22 protein-coding genes and 1 other annotated feature are annotated in these 20119 nt (G+C 37.5%); of the genes, 2 read left to right on the forward strand and 20 right to left on the reverse strand.

The window, feature by feature from the left end; genetic code table 11:
* Nucleotides 1-21: 21 nt before the first annotated feature.
* Together nifJ and mltG are read right to left on the reverse strand one after the other, a co-directional pair.
* The gene (nifJ, locus tag OCV53_RS01660; protein ID WP_055196361.1) at nucleotides 22-3543 is read right to left on the reverse strand and encodes a pyruvate:ferredoxin (flavodoxin) oxidoreductase; all 3522 of its coding nucleotides are present in this window, start codon (nucleotides 3541-3543) and stop codon (nucleotides 22-24) included.
* A gap of 264 nt (nucleotides 3544-3807) precedes the next feature.
* Complete coding sequence (mltG, locus tag OCV53_RS01665; RefSeq protein ID WP_055196362.1) at nucleotides 3808-4770, reverse strand: endolytic transglycosylase MltG; 963 nt, start codon at nucleotides 4768-4770, stop codon at nucleotides 3808-3810.
* Nucleotides 4771-5034: 264 nt separating this feature from the next.
* Here mltG and OCV53_RS01670 point away from each other — a divergent pair, with 264 nt between their 5' ends.
* A complete protein-coding gene (locus OCV53_RS01670; RefSeq protein ID WP_055196363.1) occupies nucleotides 5035-5520 on the forward strand; it encodes a peptidylprolyl isomerase in 486 nt (161 codons plus the stop codon).
* Between the two features lie 93 nt (nucleotides 5521-5613).
* Entirely contained in the window at nucleotides 5614-6423 is an 810-nt protein-coding gene (locus OCV53_RS01675) for a Cof-type HAD-IIB family hydrolase (RefSeq protein ID WP_070097201.1), read from the forward strand.
* Between the two features lie 973 nt (nucleotides 6424-7396).
* On the opposite strand, the gene OCV53_RS01680 is transcribed toward OCV53_RS01675, so the two are convergent.
* The 18 genes from OCV53_RS01680 to OCV53_RS01765 form a co-directional block, all read right to left on the reverse strand.
* Nucleotides 7397-8413 carry a bile acid:sodium symporter family protein gene (locus OCV53_RS01680; RefSeq protein ID WP_055196366.1) on the reverse strand — a complete coding sequence of 339 codons (1017 nt, stop codon included), beginning with the start codon at nucleotides 8411-8413 and terminating at the stop codon, nucleotides 7397-7399.
* Nucleotides 8414-8541: 128 nt separating this feature from the next.
* Nucleotides 8542-8793: a binding site (T-box leader), on the reverse strand.
* A gap of 180 nt (nucleotides 8794-8973) precedes the next feature.
* Nucleotides 8974-9705, reverse strand: coding sequence for a copper homeostasis protein CutC (locus OCV53_RS01685; RefSeq protein WP_022375224.1), 732 nt, complete (start codon nucleotides 9703-9705; stop codon nucleotides 8974-8976).
* A 74-nt stretch (nucleotides 9706-9779) separates the two neighbouring features.
* Nucleotides 9780-10643, reverse strand: a complete 864-nt coding sequence (gene sdaAA, locus OCV53_RS01690; protein ID WP_055196367.1) for an L-serine ammonia-lyase, iron-sulfur-dependent, subunit alpha — start codon at nucleotides 10641-10643, stop codon at nucleotides 9780-9782.
* Nucleotides 10644-10646: 3 nt separating this feature from the next.
* Entirely contained in the window at nucleotides 10647-11315 is a 669-nt protein-coding gene (gene sdaAB, locus OCV53_RS01695; RefSeq protein WP_022375222.1) for an L-serine ammonia-lyase, iron-sulfur-dependent subunit beta, read from the reverse strand.
* A gap of 175 nt (nucleotides 11316-11490) precedes the next feature.
* The gene (locus OCV53_RS01700) at nucleotides 11491-12741 is read right to left on the reverse strand and encodes a diaminopimelate decarboxylase (RefSeq protein WP_055196368.1); all 1251 of its coding nucleotides are present in this window, start codon (nucleotides 12739-12741) and stop codon (nucleotides 11491-11493) included.
* Nucleotides 12742-12777: 36 nt separating this feature from the next.
* Entirely contained in the window at nucleotides 12778-13464 is a 687-nt protein-coding gene (locus OCV53_RS01705; protein WP_055196369.1) for a TrmB family transcriptional regulator, read from the reverse strand.
* Between the two features lie 87 nt (nucleotides 13465-13551).
* Nucleotides 13552-13872 (reverse strand): hypothetical protein, encoded by a 321-nt coding sequence (locus tag OCV53_RS01710; RefSeq protein WP_055196370.1) that lies wholly within the window; start codon nucleotides 13870-13872, stop codon nucleotides 13552-13554.
* Nucleotides 13847-14038: a hypothetical protein gene (locus OCV53_RS01715; protein WP_055196371.1), complete on the reverse strand. Its 192-nt coding sequence runs from the start codon at nucleotides 14036-14038 to the stop codon at nucleotides 13847-13849. The genes OCV53_RS01710 and OCV53_RS01715 overlap by 26 nt, the downstream gene beginning before the upstream one ends.
* Nucleotides 14039-14075: 37 nt before the next feature.
* Nucleotides 14076-14300, reverse strand: a complete 225-nt coding sequence (locus tag OCV53_RS01720) for a hypothetical protein (protein ID WP_148368897.1) — start codon at nucleotides 14298-14300, stop codon at nucleotides 14076-14078.
* Nucleotides 14301-14680: 380 nt separating this feature from the next.
* Nucleotides 14681-15550 carry a class II fructose-1,6-bisphosphate aldolase gene (fba, locus tag OCV53_RS01725; protein WP_055196373.1) on the reverse strand — a complete coding sequence of 290 codons (870 nt, stop codon included), beginning with the start codon at nucleotides 15548-15550 and terminating at the stop codon, nucleotides 14681-14683.
* A gap of 99 nt (nucleotides 15551-15649) precedes the next feature.
* Entirely contained in the window at nucleotides 15650-15838 is a 189-nt protein-coding gene (locus OCV53_RS01730) for a PTS sugar transporter subunit IIB (protein ID WP_055196374.1), read from the reverse strand.
* Nucleotides 15813-16022, reverse strand: a complete 210-nt coding sequence (locus OCV53_RS01735; protein ID WP_055196375.1) for an alcohol dehydrogenase catalytic domain-containing protein — start codon at nucleotides 16020-16022, stop codon at nucleotides 15813-15815. Before OCV53_RS01735 ends, OCV53_RS01730 begins: the two co-directional genes overlap by 26 nt.
* A 5-nt stretch (nucleotides 16023-16027) precedes the next feature.
* Nucleotides 16028-16774 carry a nucleoside/nucleotide kinase family protein gene (locus OCV53_RS01740; RefSeq protein WP_055196376.1) on the reverse strand — a complete coding sequence of 249 codons (747 nt, stop codon included), beginning with the start codon at nucleotides 16772-16774 and terminating at the stop codon, nucleotides 16028-16030.
* 140 nt (nucleotides 16775-16914) lie between these two features.
* Nucleotides 16915-17283 (reverse strand): DUF2752 domain-containing protein, encoded by a 369-nt coding sequence (locus OCV53_RS01745; protein WP_055196377.1) that lies wholly within the window; start codon nucleotides 17281-17283, stop codon nucleotides 16915-16917.
* On the reverse strand, nucleotides 17261-17731 hold the full coding sequence (locus OCV53_RS01750; protein WP_055196378.1) for a hypothetical protein: 471 nt from the start codon (nucleotides 17729-17731) through the stop codon (nucleotides 17261-17263). The genes OCV53_RS01745 and OCV53_RS01750 overlap by 23 nt, the downstream gene beginning before the upstream one ends.
* Nucleotides 17732-17742: 11 nt before the next feature.
* Nucleotides 17743-18168 (reverse strand): GNAT family N-acetyltransferase, encoded by a 426-nt coding sequence (locus tag OCV53_RS01755; protein ID WP_022375229.1) that lies wholly within the window; start codon nucleotides 18166-18168, stop codon nucleotides 17743-17745.
* 218 nt (nucleotides 18169-18386) lie between these two features.
* Nucleotides 18387-18737, reverse strand: coding sequence for a P-II family nitrogen regulator (locus OCV53_RS01760; protein WP_022375228.1), 351 nt, complete (start codon nucleotides 18735-18737; stop codon nucleotides 18387-18389).
* Between the two features lie 16 nt (nucleotides 18738-18753).
* On the reverse strand, nucleotides 18754-19992 hold the full coding sequence (locus OCV53_RS01765) for an ammonium transporter (protein WP_172674537.1): 1239 nt from the start codon (nucleotides 19990-19992) through the stop codon (nucleotides 18754-18756).
* Between the last annotated feature and the right edge of the window lie 127 nt (nucleotides 19993-20119).

Below are 20119 nucleotides of genomic sequence, written 5' to 3' on the forward strand. Positions count from 1 at the left end.
CTAAGGTTCTGGATGGAATTCCTATTTATCAGACATATCTTTTAATCTGTTGTATTTAGCTTCTGCGTTTGCTTTAGCTTCTGCGAACAGTGCTTTAGCTCTTTCAGGATTCTGACGAGATAATGCATTGTAACGAACTTCTCCCATGATGAAGTCTTCGTATTCTGTTGTAGGAGCTTTAGAATCTAAGTGGAATGGATTCTTTCCTTCAGCAGCTAATGTTGGGTTGAATCTGAACAGATTCCAGTATCCAGAAGTAACAGCTTTCTTTTCTTCTGTCTGAGCAATCTTCATTCCACCCTTGATACCGTGGTTGATACATGGAGCGTATCCAATAACTAATGATGGTCCTGGATAAGCTTCAGCTTCTGCGATTGCTTTAACTGTCTGGTTGTAATCAGCACCCATAGCGATCTGTGCTACATATACATATCCGTAGCTCATTGCGATTGCTGCAAGGTCTTTCTTCTTAGTTCCTTTACCAGCTGCCTGGAACTGAGCGATTGCACCTAAGTTAGTAGATTTAGATGCCTGTCCACCTGTGTTAGAGTAAACTTCTGTATCGAATACGAATACGTTTACGTCTTCTCCAGATGCTAATACATGGTCAACACCACCGAATCCGATGTCGTATGCCCATCCGTCACCACCGAAGATCCACTGAGATTTCTTAGATAAGAATTCTTTCTTAGCAAGGATTTCTTTGGCAGCGTCGCATCCACAAGCTTCTAATGCTGCTACTAATTTATCTGTAGCTGCTCCGTTCTTGCTTCCGTCTGTATATGTGTCTAAGTATTCAGCTGCTGCTGCTTTAACATCTGCGTTATCTGTAGATTCAGCTAATGCAACAACTTTTTCTTTTGTCTGTTCTCTTAATGTGTTCTGTCCTGTGAACATACCTAAACCAAACTCTGCGTTATCTTCGAACAGTGAGTTAGCCCAAGCTGGTCCCTGTCCTTTAGCGTTTGTTGTGTATGGTGTAGCAGGTGCAGATCCACCCCAGATAGAAGAACATCCTGTTGCGTTTGCGATGTACATTCTTTCACCGAATAACTGAGTGATCAGTTTAGCATAAGGTGTTTCACCACAACCAGCACATGCTCCTGAGAACTCAAGCATTGGCTGTCTGAACTGACTTCCTTTAACGGAATCAGCTTTGAATTTAGCAAGTACTTCTTCTTTTGCTGGTAATTTCTGACCATAGTCATAAACTTCCTGCTGATCTCTCTGAGAATCTAATCCCTGCATTGTAAGAGCTTTTTCACCCTTCTTACCTGGACAGATGTTTACACAAGATCCGCATCCTAAACAGTCAAGAACTGTAACTGTCATAGCGAATTTGTATCCTGGCATTCCAGTCATATCAGCTGTCTTAGTAGCTGCTGGAGCTGCTTTAGCTTCTTCTTCTGTCATAGCTACTGGACGGATTGTTGCATGAGGACATACATAAGCACAGAAGTTACACTGGATACAGTTATCTGGATTCCAAGAAGGAACGTCTACTGCTACTCCACGTTTTTCATATGCAGATGCACCTAAAGGCATATGTCCATCTACGTAAGGTACTAAATCGCTAACTTTAAGAGCATTACCTTCCTGTCCGTTAACGTAGTTCTGTACGTTGTTGATGTAATCAACAAGAGGTTTGTTATCTCCCTTAGCTTCAACGAATAAGCTTTCTGTTTCAGCGTCAGCCCATTCAGCTGGAACTGGTACTTCAACGATAGCTTTTGCACCAGCATCGATAGCATCGTGGTTCATCTTAACGATAGCTTCACCCTTCTTGCTGTAAGAAGCTGTTGCAGCGTCTTTCATATATTTGATAGCATCTTCTTCAGGGATGATTCCTGATAATTTGAAGAATGCAGACTGTAATACAGTATTGATACGTCCACCAAGTCCGATTTCTTTACCGATCTTGATACCATCAATGATATAGAACTTAATGTTGTGTTTAGCTAAGTAAGCTTTTACCTGTCCTGGAAGATGTTCTCCAACTTCTTCTGGAGTCCAGCTGCAGTTTAACAGGAATGTTCCACCGTCTTTTAAGTCCTGAACCATGTTATATTTTGTTAAATATGGTGCACAATGGCAAGCAACAAAGTCAGCTTTGTTGATCAGGTATGTTGATTTGATTGGGTCATCTCCGAAACGTAAGTGGGACATTGTAACACCACCGGATTTCTTAGAATCATAATCAAAGTATGCCTGAGCATATTTGTCTGTATGGTCACCAATGATCTTGATAGAGTTCTTGTTAGCACCAACAGTACCGTCGGCTCCAAGTCCCCAGAATTTACAAGCTACGATGCTGTCTGGAGCTGTAACTGGAGTTTCTCCTCTTTCAAGAGATAAGTTTGTAACATCATCCACGATAGATAATGTGAATTCGTTTTTATCAACGTTTTCGAATGTAGCGATGATATCAGCTGGTGTAGTATCTTTAGAACCTAATCCATAACGTCCACCATTGATTGTGCAGCTTTCGAATTTTGTTCCTCTTAATGCGTTAACAACATCAAGGTATAATGGTTCTCTTGCTCCAGGCTCTTTAGATCTGTCTAATACGTTGATAACTTTTGCTGTTTCAGGGATTGCTTCAACTAATTTTTCAGCAACGAATGGTCTGTAAAGACGAACTTTAACAACACCGACTTTTTTACCCTGTTTCATTAAGTAATCGATTGTTTCGTCGATTGTTTCACAAACAGATCCCATAGCGATGATAACGCTTTCAGCGTCTTCAGCACCATAGTAGTTGAATAATTTATAGTTTGTTCCGATCTTAGCGTTAACTTTATCCATATATTCTTCAACGATTGCAGGGAAAGCATTGTATGTTGAGTTAGCTGCTTCTCTTGCCTGGAAGAAGATGTCAGGGTTCTGAGCAGATCCACGAAGAACTGGATGTTCTGGGTTTAAGCACTCAGCTCTGAATTTGTCGATTGCATCATAGTCAACCATTTCTGCAAGATCATCATAATCCCACATTTCGATCTTCTGAATTTCATGAGATGTTCTAAATCCATCGAAGAAATGTAATACAGGAACACGTCCTTTAATTGTTGCTAAATGAGCTACTGCTCCTAAGTCCATAACTTCCTGAACACTAGAGCTGCAAAGCATTGCGAAACCTGTCTGACGACAAGCGTAAACATCAGAATGGTCACCGAAGATGTTCAGTGCGTGAGATGCAAGTGCACGAGCAGATACATCAAATACGCAAGGCATCTGTTCACCAGCGATCTTATACATGTTAGGGATCATTAATAACAGACCCTGAGATGCTGTATAAGTAGTTGTTAATGCACCAGCTGCTAAAGAACCATGTACTGTTCCTGCTGCTCCTCCTTCAGACTGCATTTCAACTAATTTTACAGGATGTCCGAAAATATTTTTCTTTCCCTGTGTTGCCCACTGGTCAGTTGACTCTGCCATTGGTGAGGATGGTGTAATAGGATAAATTGCTGCTGTTTCTGTAAACGCATATGATACGTGTGCAGCGGCTGTGTTACCATCCATGGTTTTCATTTTTCTTGCCATGTTCTCTTCCTCCTAAAAAATCTCGTGTGAATATATTCACACATTGTTAATCTCTACGTCCACCTAGCATATGAGCGTAGAAAATATCACTACAACTTTCACAAGTTGCTTAAAACATAAACAAAGCTGTATACATATAACTTTTGTATACAGCTTTATTCTACATTATTTGCACAAGTTTTTAAAGAGATTTTTATGTATTTTTAGGTATTTTTTTTTGTACGTCACAAAAATAACAATGTTTTTAAATCCTTAGTAAAATACTCAAGATTTTGAATTTGTTGTATTTGTGCTATTTGTACTATTTTTATCTTTTGTACTTGTACTCTTCGCCTTCTTATGTTCATCAAATGTTTTTGTGAAAACATGGGTTCCTTTTTTGCTTCCATCTGTGCGATAATACAGATATTTATGTTTCTTAGGATTCATTGCCGCCTTGATCGCTGTATCTGACGGATTACAGATTGGTCCAGCAGGTAATCCTTTGATCACATAAGTATTATAAACCGTTTTCACTTTCAAATCTTTATAATATACCTTCTTCGCATTATATAACCCATTTGTTGTTGTATATAATACGGTTGGATCGATCTGAAGTTGCATTTTCTTTGCAAGACGATTCTCGATCACTCCTGCGATCACCGGACGTTCAGATTCTACTTTCGCCTCGCGCTCGATCATGGAAGCGATCGTCATGATCTCTGCCATAGAATGTTTTCCCTTATAATCCTTGGCAAGTACAGAATATTTCTTTTCAAAATTATCAAGCATCTTCTGAATCAGATCTTTTGGCTTTGAACTTTTATAAATCTTATAAGTATCTGGATAAAGGTATCCTTCTAATTGATATTTTACTTCCTTCTTGGATGGGATGTCTTTGATAAATTTGTTGCTGTACTGGCTTGTATCTTTTACCGCTGCAATAAATTCATCTGCTTTAAATACTCCCTGATCTTCCAGTCGTTTTGCCATCATATCAATGGAATATCCCTCTGGTATCATAACCGTTACGATCTTTCTTGCTTCTGCAAGCCGTCTCGCTTTTTCCTGCTGTGCCTTTCGATATGCCATATATTTTCTTCCACCAAAAAACACACCAATGATCACAACCAGCACAATGATGATTCCTATGATCCAAGGTTTTCTAGAACGATTTCTTCTTCCATATCCACGGCGCCCCCTTCTGTGTCGTTTGGAATGATCATCAAAATCTAAATATAAATCCATAATTTCCTCCCAAATGTAAATCTTATGTATTTTGTATGTTATTATACTCGTATTTTGCAGAAAAAAAAGGTTTTTTATTAAATTTTGTTCATAATCTTAACTTTTTTGTAACTTTTGTGATGATTTTGCATTTCATTGCACTAAAATATCTTCAATCTCTCACCTCGTCTATCTGTACTTTTCTTATGTTATCCATTATAATCAAACCATAGTCAGATATGATCTGATCTAAGTATTAAATAATATAGAAAGGAATTTTGTATTATGGCAAATCCAATTGTAACGATCACTATGGAAAATGGTGATGTAATGAAAGCAGAATTATATCCGGACGTTGCTCCGATCACTGTTGAAAATTTCGTAAATCTTGTAAAAGATGGTTTCTATGATGGTTTAACTTTCCATCGTGTCATCAACGGATTTATGATCCAGGGTGGATGCCCATTAGGAACAGGTACAGGTGGTCCTGGACATACTATTAAAGGAGAATTCAGCCAGAATGGTGTGATCAATAATTTAAAACACACACCAGGTGTTCTTTCCATGGCACGTTCTATGATGCCTGATTCTGCCGGATCACAGTTCTTTATCATGCACAAAGCTGCTCCACATTTAGATGGACAGTACGCAGCATTCGGTAAGATCATCGAAGGAATGGATGTTGTAAATAAGATCGCTGAAGTTGCAACAGATTATTCCGATAAACCATTAGAACCACAAGTTATGAAGACTGTAACTGTGGAAGAATAGTCAACTATATCCTTACAGCACAGAGCCGGACCATCAATCTTCATTTGTATCCGGCTCTTAATTTTTATAAATATTTAGATGGGGAATGATAATATGAGTGAAAACAACAAACTAATCTTTCTGGATGTTGATGCGACTTTGTACAGCAAAGAACAGCGTCTGGTTCCAGAATCTGCAATCACAGCAATCCATGCTGCACAAAAAAATGGTCATAAAGTACTGATCAACACCGGACGGCCTCTTGTTTATTTTGAAAAAGAAATCCTTGATATTGGATGCGATGGTTATCTTTGTTCTAACGGAGTTCACATCCTTCTCGATGGTGAAACGATCTATCACAAGATAATCCCTGATACAGTGGTTGAACAGATTAAACGGATTTGTGAAGAAAACAATATCTACGGAACATTTGAAGGGGAAAAATGTTCTTATTTCCGTGATCATAATGTTGACTTTCATCCACATTATGGATTTATGATCACTGCTTTTGAACTTGCCCCTTATATGGCACATGAATTTACATGGGATCATGTTGAAGATCCTGACAAAGCCATTGTATTTACAGGACCTGGAAGTAACGCTTCTGGTTTTGTAGCTGCTCTTGACAGCATTTCTGATACAATGGATTATATTCGAATTGACGATACCCAGTATGAGATCCTGTTAAAAGATCATGATAAGGGAACTGGTCTTAAATATGTAGCTGATCATCTCGATATCTCTACAGATGACTGCTATGCATTTGGAGACAGTAATAACGATATCTCTATGTTCAAAGCCGCTGGTCATAGCATTGCTATGGGAAATGCCTGTGATGAGTTAAAAGAGATTGCGGAATATGTTACGGATTCTGTAAATGATGACGGGCTTTATAATGCATTTGAACATTATCATTTGATTTAATTGGTTAAATTGTATATCTCCCTCTCAAATTTATATCTTTTATCTTTTTGTATACATTGATATATTGTATAATAAATGTATCAATTACTGGATAATCTGACTTTATTTGAGAGGGGAATTTTTTATGATCGCAAGTTTTTCTTACTACATGTTGAATATATTCGTCCCTCCATCCGCCGCAAGTAAATACAGTATGCTGCTGATCTATCCGTTTACTGCGTTTAGTTTTTTCTTTTTTCTTGGTGGTACAAAATCTTTCAAGTTTATTTTAATCTGTCTATTGCTTTCTAAGGCTAAGGTGTTTACAATACTCCTAAAGGTCTCCTTTGTTGGTATTTATTTTGATTAGACACCTTAATTTTACCACAATTGGACGCTCTTTTTTTATTCACTTAATAACTAAAAAGCAATATTCAGTTAAAATATAGAAACTATGTGGCTTTCAGCCACTTTCACGGTATTGCCGTGAATAATTTAGGCTTATTATTTTATATAAAAATCATCCTAAATATACAATTGTATTGAAACAATTTTCTATATTTTTTTCATATTGCATAAGTGCCAATACATAACATTATTGAATCTGTTCTTATCTTTGTTAATATCATAACATATAGATTGTATTTGTGGAAATACTTAAAGCGTATGCAGGTATTCAGATTCTAAATAGTTTATTTTTAAAAATGAATAATTCGGAAAATGGATATTAGAATTCAAATTTTAATTTTATAATTGGCCAACTGTAGATTTTGAGTGCGTTTTTTACAAATTCGCAGCGTCCTGTGGTTGATTGTCTGAACGCAGCTGCGGACATTTTAGTTCGCAGCCAGTGAGTTATCAAAGGAACAGACGCGAATAAGTGATTTGTAAAAAACGCTCTTAAAATCTGCGTGTTGCCACCGGTTTCTTATAAATATTTCTTGTTATCTTATTTCCGTCACATATACGAAAGCCTACCATCGCAAATCAGAATTTATGCTTCCACTGTTTTATGATCTCTGTCTTTCATCTTATCATACTGCGCAAACATTCCCGCTAATAATGTTCCAGAGATTGAATGCCATACGCAAGATACTGCACAAATGATCGCAGATTCTGGTGTTGATGCAAACTGTGCTGTTGTTGTTGCTAAGTTTGTTGCAAGTCCAGCATTCTGCATTCCAACTTCGATAGAGATTGTTCTTTTCTTTGCTGTATTCATTCCAGTTAATCGTCCTGCACAATATCCAAGGAAGTATCCTAAACTGTTGTGGAGTAATACTGCGACAAAGATTACAATTCCTGACTGGAAGAATTTTGATCCCTGTGATGAGATAACCCCTCCAACTACACATGCAAGTCCTAAAACTGCAACACCAGGCATGACTTTCTGAACTTCTTTGAATGTTTCATTTTTTCCTAATGCATGGTTTAATACAAAACCAATTGCTACTGGTACAATAACTGTTTCAATAATAGATACGAACATTGGCAGTCCGTTGATTGTGATTTTTGCTCCGCTTGCCAAGAATGATACCATAAGTGGTGTCATGACTGGTGAAAGTATTGTTGATACTGTTGTCATTCCTACAGAAAATGCAACGTCTCCACCACAAAGGTAAGACATAATGTTGGATGATACACCTCCTGGACAGCATCCTACAAGGATTAGTCCAAGTCCGATTCCATCTGGAAGATTTAATACTTTTGTAATTCCAAATGCTAAAAATGGCATGATCAGATATTGAGCGATTGCTCCGATACAGATGTCAAATGGTCTTTGTGCAAGGATTTTGAAATCTTCTGTTGTCAGTGTCAATCCCATGCTGAACATGATAATTCCGATAATAATAGACTGGCTTGTGAATTTATTTGCTACTGGATCTGTAAATAACTGAAAATTTACCCACCCCATTAATGATGGTAAGAAAAATGTAATGACTGCGATTGCGATTACGACGATTGATGTGTAATCTGATAAAAATTTGCTTAGTTTTTGTAGTTGTTTCATATGTATATTACCTCCTGATATTCCTCACCGCCTTTCGTTTATCCGTTATTTCTGAAATTTTTTTATTTCATAGAGGATTTCATCGAAATTTCCTATGAAATAAAAAAGCCCCTTCTCAGAAAAATCTGAAAAGGGACGAATATTCCGCGTTACCACCCAATTTCTGCAATAAAATTACAGCTCTTAACGTACTAACATACGCTTTCCTTTTAACGGAGGATTCCGGCGAGACTTACTGGTTAGAAATATCAATGTCAAGTAATGTTCAGTCCGCATCTTAGAGATGATATCTGTTCATGAAAATGTATCTGCTCACACCAACCGCAGACTCTCTGAAACACTTGATTCAAAAACAGCGTTGTTCTCTTCAACGAATTTCGGTGAAATGTATTTATTTAAAATATATTATAGTCCTATCATTTTATTTGTCAAGTTTTAATTTCCGTCATCGAAACCACTACCGGATGTGTATGGAGAATATTACTGACTGTAAACTGGGTTTTTCTCAGACAGAAGATATGAAGTTTAAATGTATCTTAAACATTTCGCCCAATCACAATTTATCCACAGATTTCTACAAATTTCTTAATTCTATCTACAGATACACTACGATACCTATCTCCGTCTTCATCGGATACCTGGAAGGATACTCTTTCTCCCATTCCTGTCGCATCAACTCCCCAGCCTCTGCATGTGCTGTGTAACTGTTTGATTCCTGTTTTTTTCATGATCTTTTCGGCATTGTTTTCATTGACTCCACAGCCTGCAATGATCTCGATCTGATTTCCATATTTTTTTTGAAGATCTGCCAATAATGAAATTCCTTCTTCTGCTGTTGCTTCCTGTCCACTTGTTAACAGACGGTCAAAGCCTAGATCGATCAATGTTTCGATTGCTTCATATGGGTCTCTTGTGCAATCAAATGCTCTGTGAAACGTTGCCTTACGTCCTTCATTTTTTACATTTTCTAAAAATTCCTGACAGCGATTTTTATCAACTGTACGATCTTCATTTAAAAATCCAAAGGCAACTCCATCTGTTCCATAAGCCAATAATAATTTGAGATTTTCAAGCATCTGTTCATATTGATAGTTTGTATAGCAAAATCCGCCGGCTCTGGCTCTTACCATAGATACGACTTCGATATCACTGTATTGTTTGATCATGATCAGACTTCCTAAGGATGGTGTTAATCCTCCTAAACTTAATGCACTATTTAATTCTACTCTTTTTACTCCACATTCACTTGCCATCATGGCATCTTCGAAACTTCCACAACATACTTCTATCATTTTTGTTTCCTTCCTTTACTCACAAATATTTTATCTTTATAGCATAGATCATTAATAAATTTATTTAGAATATCTTATGATTCTGGCATATATTTTTTCCCTGTTTCCGTCTGAGCAAGTCCTGCCTGACTCGTTTCTTTTAACGAACATGGTAATAGATCACCGACTTCCGCCATTGCATCAATAACCTCATCTAATGGAACTTTGCTTTCAATTTCCGCCATTGCCATATCCGAAGCTGTGATCGCATTGACGGATCCAATGACATTTCTTTTGATACATGGAACTTCTACCAGTCCGCCTAGTGGATCGCATACCAGTCCTAACAGAGATTTTAATGCAAATGCACCTGCATCAAACACCTGCTTTGTGCTGCCACCACGGATATAAGTGATCGCTGCCGCTGCCATACAGGAAGCGGAACCGATTTCAGCCTGACATCCGCCTTGCGCTCCTGCAATGCAGGCACGTTCGGCAATAACTTGTCCAACTCCAGCTGCAATATACATTCCTTCTAACATCTTCGCTTCTGGAATCTTATAAAACTGTTCGTATGTGATCAGTACCGCTGGCAGTACTCCGCAGGCTCCGGCTGTTGGTGCTGCTACGATTCGTTTCATACAGGCATTGGATTCTCCCATTTTTAAGGCATTTGCCATAACAGTTCCGACAAATTCACCGGTTAAGTTCTGCATTTTTCTGACTTCTTCCATCATTTTTTCACCGTCACCGCCGGATAATCCGCTTCTGGATCTTAAATCTTTGTCATAATTTTCATTGGCTTCTTTCATTGCCAGATACATGCTACTCATCTTGCCAATGGACTCTAGGCGATCTACTTGTCGTTCTGTCATATCATCATGTAAAATTGCTTCCCATAACTGACAATCCTCTGCTTTTGCTCTTGTTTTAATTTCTTCTACTGATGTAAATCCCATACTCTAGTCCTCCTTCATCTTTGCAAGATAGGTAACTTTCTGAATTCCTTCCAGACGTTCCAAAAAGTTCAGACCTTCTTCTGGTATTTCTTTGTCGCATTCAATGACCATAACTGCACTTCCGCCTCGATGATCTCTGTATAGCTGCATCGTTGCGATATTGACAGATTTGTGAGCGAGCATAGATGTCACTTCTGCTACATGACCCGGCTGATCATCATTGTGTACAACTAACGTTGTATATTCCCCACTAAAGTTTGCTTCCAGTCCGTCAATCGTACAGATCTTGATTCTTCCGCCACCTAAGGAACAGGCTATGATCTCAAGATTTCTTCCTGACTCCCCGACTAATAATAATTTTACACTGTTTGGATGTGCATTTTTTAACTGAATCTTTCCAATCTCAAATTTCATTCCAGATTCTTCTGCAATCTCAAAACTATCCGGAATACGGATATCATCGGCCGTCATTCCAAGCAGTCCTGCAACTAATGCCTTATCTGTACCATGTCCTTTTCCTGTTGCTAGAAATGAACCATGTAATAGTATTTTTGCTTCTTTTACCGATTCTCCGAGCAGATGTCTTGATACCTGTCCAATTCTTACAGCACCTGCTGTGTGAGAGCTCGACGGTCCGACCATCACTGGTCCTACGATGTCAAATAAATTCATATATCTTCTCCTGTCTGTGTATGCCTTTCGTCTTTGAAATGCTGTGTTTTGTACTTATTTCCTCTTTTTATATAATTTACTCGTAAAGCATGAAAAAGGCAAGTATAGAATTTCCTATACTTGCCCTACTTTGGAACATCTTTGATCAATCTTCTGATCATTTCCAAAAAATCTCTTAGAAATTAAATCCTTTGATTGTTGCAAAGTAATCGTCTGGTGTTTCTGCACGACGGATCATTTCTGTTGTTCCATCTTCTTTTAATAAGATCTCTGCAGATTTTAATTTACCATTGTAGTTGTATCCCATTGCAAATCCATGTGCTCCTGTATCGTGGAGCACTAACAGGTCTCCCATGTCGATCTTAGGTAATTTACGGTCGATCGCGAATTTGTCGTTATTCTCGCAAAGTGATCCTGTGATGTCATATACATGATCTGCTGGTTCATTTTCTTTACCCATAACTGTGATGTGATGATATGCACCATACATTGCAGGTCTCATTAAGTTTACTGCACACGCATCAACACCGATATATTCTTTATGTGTATGTTTTTCGTGAATTGCTTTTGTTACTAATACTCCGTTTGGTGCAAGCATATAACGTCCAAGCTCTGTAAAGATCTTCACATCTCCCATTCCGGCTGGCACTAGAATTTCATCATATACTTTGTGTACTCCTTCACCAATGACTGCGATATCATTTCCTTTCTGATCTGGAAGATAAGGGATTCCGACTCCACCAGATAAGTTGATAAATCCGATATGAACTCCAACTTCTTCTTTTAATTTCACTGCTAATTCAAATAACTGTTTAGCAAGCGTTGGGTAGTATTCATTAGAAACTGTGTTACTTGCAAGGAAAGAGTGGATTCCAAATTCTTTGACACCAAGTTCTTTTAACTGTTTGAATGCTTCAAAAATCTGTTCTGTTGTCATTCCGTATTTTGCATCCCCAGGGTTATCCATGATATCTGTTCCTAATGCGAAAACTCCACCCGGATTATAACGGCAGGAAATCTTTTCTGGGATTCCAGCACATTCTTTTAAGAATTCGATATGTGTAATGTCATCTAAGTTGATCGTTGCACCTAACTGTTTTGCAAGGATGAATTCTTCTGCTGGTGTGTCGTTAGAAGAGAACATGATTTCGCTTCCATCGAATCCACAACGATCTGACATCATAAGTTCTGTTAAAGATGAGCAGTCTGTTCCGCATCCTTCTTCTCTTAAGATCTTTAAGATTGTTGGGTTTGGTGTTGCTTTTACTGCAAAATATTCTTTAAATCCTTTATTCCATGAAAATGCTTTGTATAATCCTCTTGCTGTTTCACGGATTCCTTTTTCATCATATAAATGAAATGGAGTTGGGTATTTCTTTACGATCTCATCTAACTGTTCTTTTGTTACAAATGGTACTTTTGCCATGGTGTTTTGTTCCTTTCTTTTATACTTTTTGTATATTTATTGCATTTTTAATAGTTGTATTTCATTAGCCAGTGCATCTTTAAATACTTCCACCAGATTGTTGTTGCTGGAATACAGACTGGTTGCCTCGTAGCAGTTCGTGATCGCTCCTGTTAAAACATCTTTGGAATCTGTGATCAGCCGGATCTGTTCCTTCTTACATTGCGTCAGATAAACAGTTGCTCCTTTTAATTCGAATGGTTCATTCGTTATGATCACAACTTTCTTGCCTTCACTTACCATCTTCTCTAAGTATTCCCGGAACATCTCCAGTCGCTCATTGTATACAGAGATATATGCTCGCTCTTCTGCCTGAAGCAGCATATCGATGATCTTATCGCAAATATGTTCTTCGCCTTTGATCGTCAGATAACCGCCTTCGTTCTTTCGTTTGCCTGGAAGTTCTTCCTTCAGCTCTGTCTTCTTCTGTTCCAGATGTCTAATCTTATTGCTGCAGAATTCTTCGATCGCAACCGGTGTATAACGAACTGTATCTTCTTCTTGTATATAGGCTGCACCTTTGTCTACCAGACCTGCCAGTGCATTGTATGCGTTAGATCTTGAAATCCCGCTTTGCTTGGCTGCCTCATATCCATTAAGGCTTCCTTCCAGTGTCAGTAAAATGTAAAGACTGGCTTCATGTCTTGTGAGTCCAAACTCCATCAGACGCTCTACATTATCCATCACTTTCACCTCGTGTTCCTATCTAGGACTACTATAGTTGAATTAAAAAAGAATGTCAAGCTTTCCTTGACATTCTGAGAATTTTTCTTACCACTCTTCTTCTTTTCCCACATACTCTTTTCCACCAACTGTCATGATGTCAAAATCAACATAGGCTACTTTGTCTTTGCTGTCTCCACTAATGTTATATTTCTGTTTTACATTTTTTGCTTCTTTTTTGATCTGCTGCAATTTTGCATATCTCATTGCTTCTTTTGAAGAGATTTTTCTCTCTTTATTTGTTTTAGAATCTGTAAGTGTAAAATCATAATTATTAAAATCTGTATAATATTTGGTAATCTTTATTCTGTCTTTGACCTTCCAGAATACGATCTGCATCATATCATGATCCGGATCGATAAATACCATTTTGCAGCCGCTTTTTATCCCATTGATAATATCCGATTTCTTCTTTGCTTTTTGGTCCTTGTGCAATCTCATTCATATGATTCCACCCAATCAAAAGCGCTGCTATCATTGTACATATCGTTAAAAGATATCCTATCAGCGTTGTTGCTTTTTTATTTTGTTTCATTCGCATCTTCTCCTTATAATTTATTATATTTTATTCTTTATTGTAAAGCCGTACAAAGAACAAACAATATAAGCATCCAGGAACTGCTTTTGTAGATTTTCATGCGATATTCTTCTTTCTCGATCAGTACATATGTCATGATCATTCTCAAAATAAGATTGATAATCTGTAGTATTCCAAAGATGATCTTAACCTTATCAAAGGATAAAGATCCATGATCCATTTGTACAATGACCGCATAAAAAAATGATATTACACACATGACAACACACTGCACATAAAAATAAAATTTGCTTTCCAAATCAATATTGAAAAAGACATTTGTCTCATCTTGTGAAAAGAAAAGTAAAAATATAAGTATCATTTGCCTCATTAAACCACCTGCCGGATTTATGACAATCCAGAAGTCGAAATCTTTAATTCAAATTGCTGACGAACTGGAAGAAGAACCTACCGACATTCAATCACTTTACGAATGTGTTACACAAAATATCAATCTAACTGTCGAAGAAATTTATAAAATCTACATTTCAACTAATAAAACTAACAACTAACAAAGAACTCCACAGCCTACGCTGTGGAGTTCTTACTTTATCGATATTTACATCATCAATATTCAATTTCGTCAAAAAATGGAAAATCTTATTCGTCAGCTTTTCCTTCAGATCCGAATAATTTAATCTTTGTAATTACCATATCTTTAATAGCTTCAGCACCTGGTGCTAATAATTTACGAGGGTCGAAACCTTTTCCTTCAAGGTCTTTTCCATCTTCGATATATTTACGTGTAGCTTCAGCAAATGCAATCTGGCATTCTGTGTTAACGTTGATCTTAGCTACTCCAAGAGAGATTGCTTTTTTGATCATATCATCAGGGATTCCTGTACCACCATGTAATACTAATGGCATATCTCCTGTTAACTGCTGAATTGCATCTAATGTTTCGAAGCTTAATCCTTCCCAGTTTTCTGGGTATTTTCCGTGGATGTTTCCGATTCCTGCTGCAAGCATTGTTACTCCAAGATCTGCAACTGATTTACATTCTTTAGGATCTGCGCATTCACCTCTACCGATAACTCCATCTTCTTCTCCACCGATAGATCCAACTTCAGCTTCGATAGACATTCCTTTTCCTTTTGCAACTTTTACTAGTTCTTTTGTTTTTTCAATGTTTTCTTCGATTGGATAGTGAGATCCATCAAACATGATAGAAGAGAATCCAGCTTCGATACATTTGTAGCATCCTTCATAAGAACCGTGGTCTAAGTGAAGAGCTACTGGTACGGAAATGTTTAATTCTTCTAACATTCCGTTAACCATTCCTACAACAGTTTTGTATCCTGTCATATATTTTCCTGCTCCTTCAGAAACACCAAGGATCACTGGAGATCTTGTCTCTTCTGCTGCTAATAAAATAGATTTTGTCCATTCTAAGTTGTTGATGTTGAACTGTCCAACTGCGTAATGTCCGGCTTTCGCCTTGTTTAACATTTCTTTTGCTGATACTAACATAGTTTGTCCTCCATATAATTCGTTAACTTTTTCACATCTAGTTCATTATACTCTATTTATACGTGGGTTGCAAGTTCTGAGTTGCAACCCACGCATATATTATTTCTGATTTTTCTGCACAATCTCTTCATATAAATCATCGATGTTCTGATCTTTTAAAAAGTTTTGAATTGTTACAATACGAATTCCCAGATTTGCTCCCTGTGCTCTTTCTAACAGATTCTCATATGTGACGATGACATCTGCATCTTCTGGCACTTTTTCAATCACATAATTTTTTACATCCATTTTTTTCTCCAACTTTCACTATATATCCGCCAAATTCATGTCCTGTGATAACTGGATGTTCTTTGCTTACATCATCCGGAACTCGTTTATGATCTCCTCCTCGGATCGCTGGAAGATCTACTTCTTTTATGTAAACTTGATTTTTCCTGATAGTACTGCTGCTGTTGCTTTCATGATCAATCATACCTCCTACATTTTGATATAATCATTATCTTCTTCTACTTTTAATAACAGATCTCCTTGTAAGGAATCTCTTAAAACTCTTGTTACATTTTTACTGTCACTATTGTGATACCATGCTTCGGCTTCTTCTCTTGAAGAACCACCTTTTTCTTTTCTTGAAACTAAACGTTCTTTTAACATCTCTTCTTCTGCAAGAATCAAAATCTTATAATCTGCATATTGCTGCATAGATCTCCAAGGTTCCTGTTTTAACAATAACCAGTTTCCTTCGATTAAAATGATATCTTTTGTGACTTTAATTTGATCTTCTACTACATCATGAAGATTCCTGTCATAAATCGGCCATAAAATATCTTCTGTTTTGATCTTTTCCAGTTTCTTCCTTACCTTTGCCGTGTCATATGTTTCTGGACATCCTTTAACCTGTTTCATTGGTACTGTCTCTCCGAATACTACCACGTCGTGTGAATTAATATAATCAGAATGATAATGGAATCCATCAAGTCCCAATGCCTGAATCTCTGTCAGTTCTTGTTCTTCTTTGGATAAATATTCTAAGAACTGGCTTAATGTCGTCTTCCCAACCGCTGGTGGTGCTGCCATAAATACTATAAGTCTTTCATTTTTTTGTTTCTGCAGTTCATGTAAATGTTTTAATAATGGAAGAAACACTTCTCGAATCGTTTCTTCATTGTAAACTGCTTTCATTTCAAAACCATTGACTTTAATTAAATATTCTTTCCATTCTTTCATATGCCACCTCTTTCTTTATACTTATTATACGATATGTTCTTTTGCAGATACAAGGAATAGACTTTTTAGTTTGGCAGCATTAAAAAGTGCCATCTTTTTATGTTATAAAAAAGATGGCACTTCTGATCCCTGACAAATATTTAGTTAAATTTTGTGTAATCAATGAGATCTCCCAGATAATCATATCCGAACTGATATACCATGATATTTCTGATCACTGCAAATCCAAAGAAGATACATATTCCTAAGATCAACATCCAAAGTCTTGGCTTCATGATCCCAATCTCTCTGCCTGTCAGCTTCTTTATCATCCATCCTATCATGCACCATAGAAACATAATCCCGGTATATACAACCGTTGGATTACAGAAAAATGCTCTCTCAATATCCAAATGAAGTAGCGCGATCACACTTCTTGTTCCGCCACATGCCGGACAGTAAAAATGTGTAACTTCTTTGAAAAAGCAGGGCATACTTCTTATGATCTTATATAGAATCATCATTTTCATCGATATATGTATCATAATGTGTATTAAACTCTTTCATTTCATTTTGGAAATCTGCACTGAGCAGAATATTCACAACAAAAACTGTGATCAAGATGATAGAACCTATGATCCCTATGATTCCACAGATCAGTCCTGCTTTCGCTTTCTTTCCTCTTGTCTCATTGACTTTTGGAGTCACTGCAAAACAAATGATCGCTGCGATTCCAGTGATGATCGCAATCGGTGTGCAACAACAGCTGACCATACATACAACAGAAATGATTCCTAAGATCATTGCTGCAAGGGCAATTCCACTTGTTTGTGCCTGTTGATCAACATTTGCTTCCTGTTGTGTGTTGTAATGATTGTATCTCATGTTTTCGTTTTCATATCTTGACTGATCTTCTTGTCTCTGATCCTCATCTTTGATCTCGTATCCAGTATATGGATCGTATCTTTTATCTTCCATTCTTTTCTCCTCTACTTTCTAATGTAGCGAATCATTCCTGGTCCTAATTTATCTGTCGGACGCGAAATAAATTCATGCTTATGATAAAACGGCTCTCGTCCAACTGCACACATCAGATCAAGCATGATCTCTGTTCCCTCTTCACAAAGATCCTCTACATACTTGATCAGATCTTCAATGATCGCACTTCCAATTCCATAATGCTGGTAGTCTGGATGGATCATCAGATCCTGAATATAGCAAATGACAGCCCCGTCACCGACGAGTCGTCCCATTCCTACAATCTTTGCATCAATGTATGCACAGACAATATACAAACTGTTATCTAATGCTTTCTTCGCCTGTGTTCTTGATAATGGTTTGAAGTTGACTGCTTTTCTTAATTCAAGATATGTATCAACTCCTACATTATTTGATACTAGTGTTACTAATTTCATTCTTTCTTTTTCTTCTTTCTTCCATAATAATAGTGGTTTCCTTATAAAATAAAATATTTCTTTAATTGGCTATCATCTTATCACGAATTTTATCAGAATACAAGAAATGAGTATCTTGTGCTAAAATTTATGATCTTATACACAAAAAAACAGATGATTTTTATTTTTTCCCACAAAAATCACCTGTTTCTTCTATATGATAGTAGATATTTTAAGACCTAATCCTGTAGTGCATCTACATCACGTTCCCCAGTACGGATCTTCACTACATTTCTTACTTCGTAACTAAAGATCTTTCCGTCACCGACTTCTCCTGTAAATGCAGCTTTCTGAATGGCTTCAATTGTTTTTCTCTCCCATTCTTCAGAGGATACCACAATCTCAAATTTAATTTTTGGTCTCATCAACATATCAACTTTGGTACCACGGACAACTTCCGTAAACCCTTTCTGAGCTCCACATCCCATGACCTGTGATACTGTGATTCCGTTAACTCCGATTTTATTCAAAGCTTCTTTGACGTCTTCGAATTTTTCTTCGCGGACGATCGCATTAATTTTGATCAGCATATATTTTCACCTCTTTTTAATCTAAACCGTTAAAGCTTGGATAAGCATTTTCTCCATGTTCTGATACATCCAATCCGATTTTCTCGGCTCTTTCTTCCACTCGAAGTGGAGTAAAGATACGAACGATCGCAATGCAGATCAAACTTCCTACAACTGCAACTGCGATAGATACAAAAATTCCTATGATCTGTGCCACAAATAATCTTGTCTCTCCAAAGACAAGTCCATTCCATTTGGCAACTCCGTTGATGGATGTCATTCCGAATAATCCTGTTGCGATACCTCCCCAGATACCACCGATTCCATGGCAGCCAAAGGCATCTAATGCATCATCGATCTTTAATTTTCCTTTGATCAGTTTAACTCCAAAGTAGCAGATTGGACTGACTAATAATCCGCAGATGACTGCTGCCCACATTGGGACAAATCCAGCTCCTGGTGTGATCGCTACTAATCCGATCACTAATCCTGTGGAAGCTCCAACTAAAGTTGTTTTTCCTTCTGAAAATACTTCGATCAGCATCCATGATACAAGTCCTGCGGCTGCTGAAACTGAAGTTGTCATAAATGCATGTGCTGCAAGTCCATTTGCTGCAAGAGCACTTCCTGCATTAAATCCATACCATCCAAACCATAACAGTGCAGCTCCTAAAAATACAAACGGTGTATTATGTACGTGGTAAACTCCCTGGTCATATCCACGACGTTTTCCAAGTGTTAAAGCTAATACCAGTCCACTCACACCTGATGTGATATGAACAACATTTCCTCCTGCGAAATCAACTGATCCGATCTTGGCTAAGAATCCTCCTTCACCCCATACCATATGTGCCATTGGATAGTAAACGATCAATGACCATAAGATAATAAAAAGAACTAATGCCTTAAATTTCATTCTTCCTGCGACAGATCCTGTGATCAACGCTGGTGTGATCATTGCAAACATCATCTGAAATGCTGCAAATGCAAGGTTTGGAATCGTAGATGCGTAAGGTCCCGGTTTCATTCCGACTCCGTTAAAACCAAACCATTTTGCTCCTCCAATGATCCCTGCGTGGTTTCCTCCGAAAGATAATGCATATCCAACAAGTACCCACATGATCACGGAAACTCCCATGATGAATACACACTGCATCATCGTGTTTCCAACGTTTTTCCTTCGTACCATTCCTCCATAGAAAAATGCAAGGCCTGGTGTCATAATAAATACAAATGCTGCACATAGCAGTATAAATGCTGTATCTCCTGCGTTCATAATATATTCCTCCATTCTCATTTTCAAATATGCTTCTATGCTCGTCAGAGTAGCTAGTTCTGACATCTTTGAAAATCTCTCGAGAGAATGTTTTCTTTTATAGTCTTTTCTATAAAAGAAAAAGGAG

Origin of the sequence: Anaerostipes amylophilus (assembly GCF_025567365.1) — a bacterium.
Classification (GTDB): Bacteria; Bacillota; Clostridia; order Lachnospirales; family Lachnospiraceae; genus Anaerostipes; species Anaerostipes amylophilus.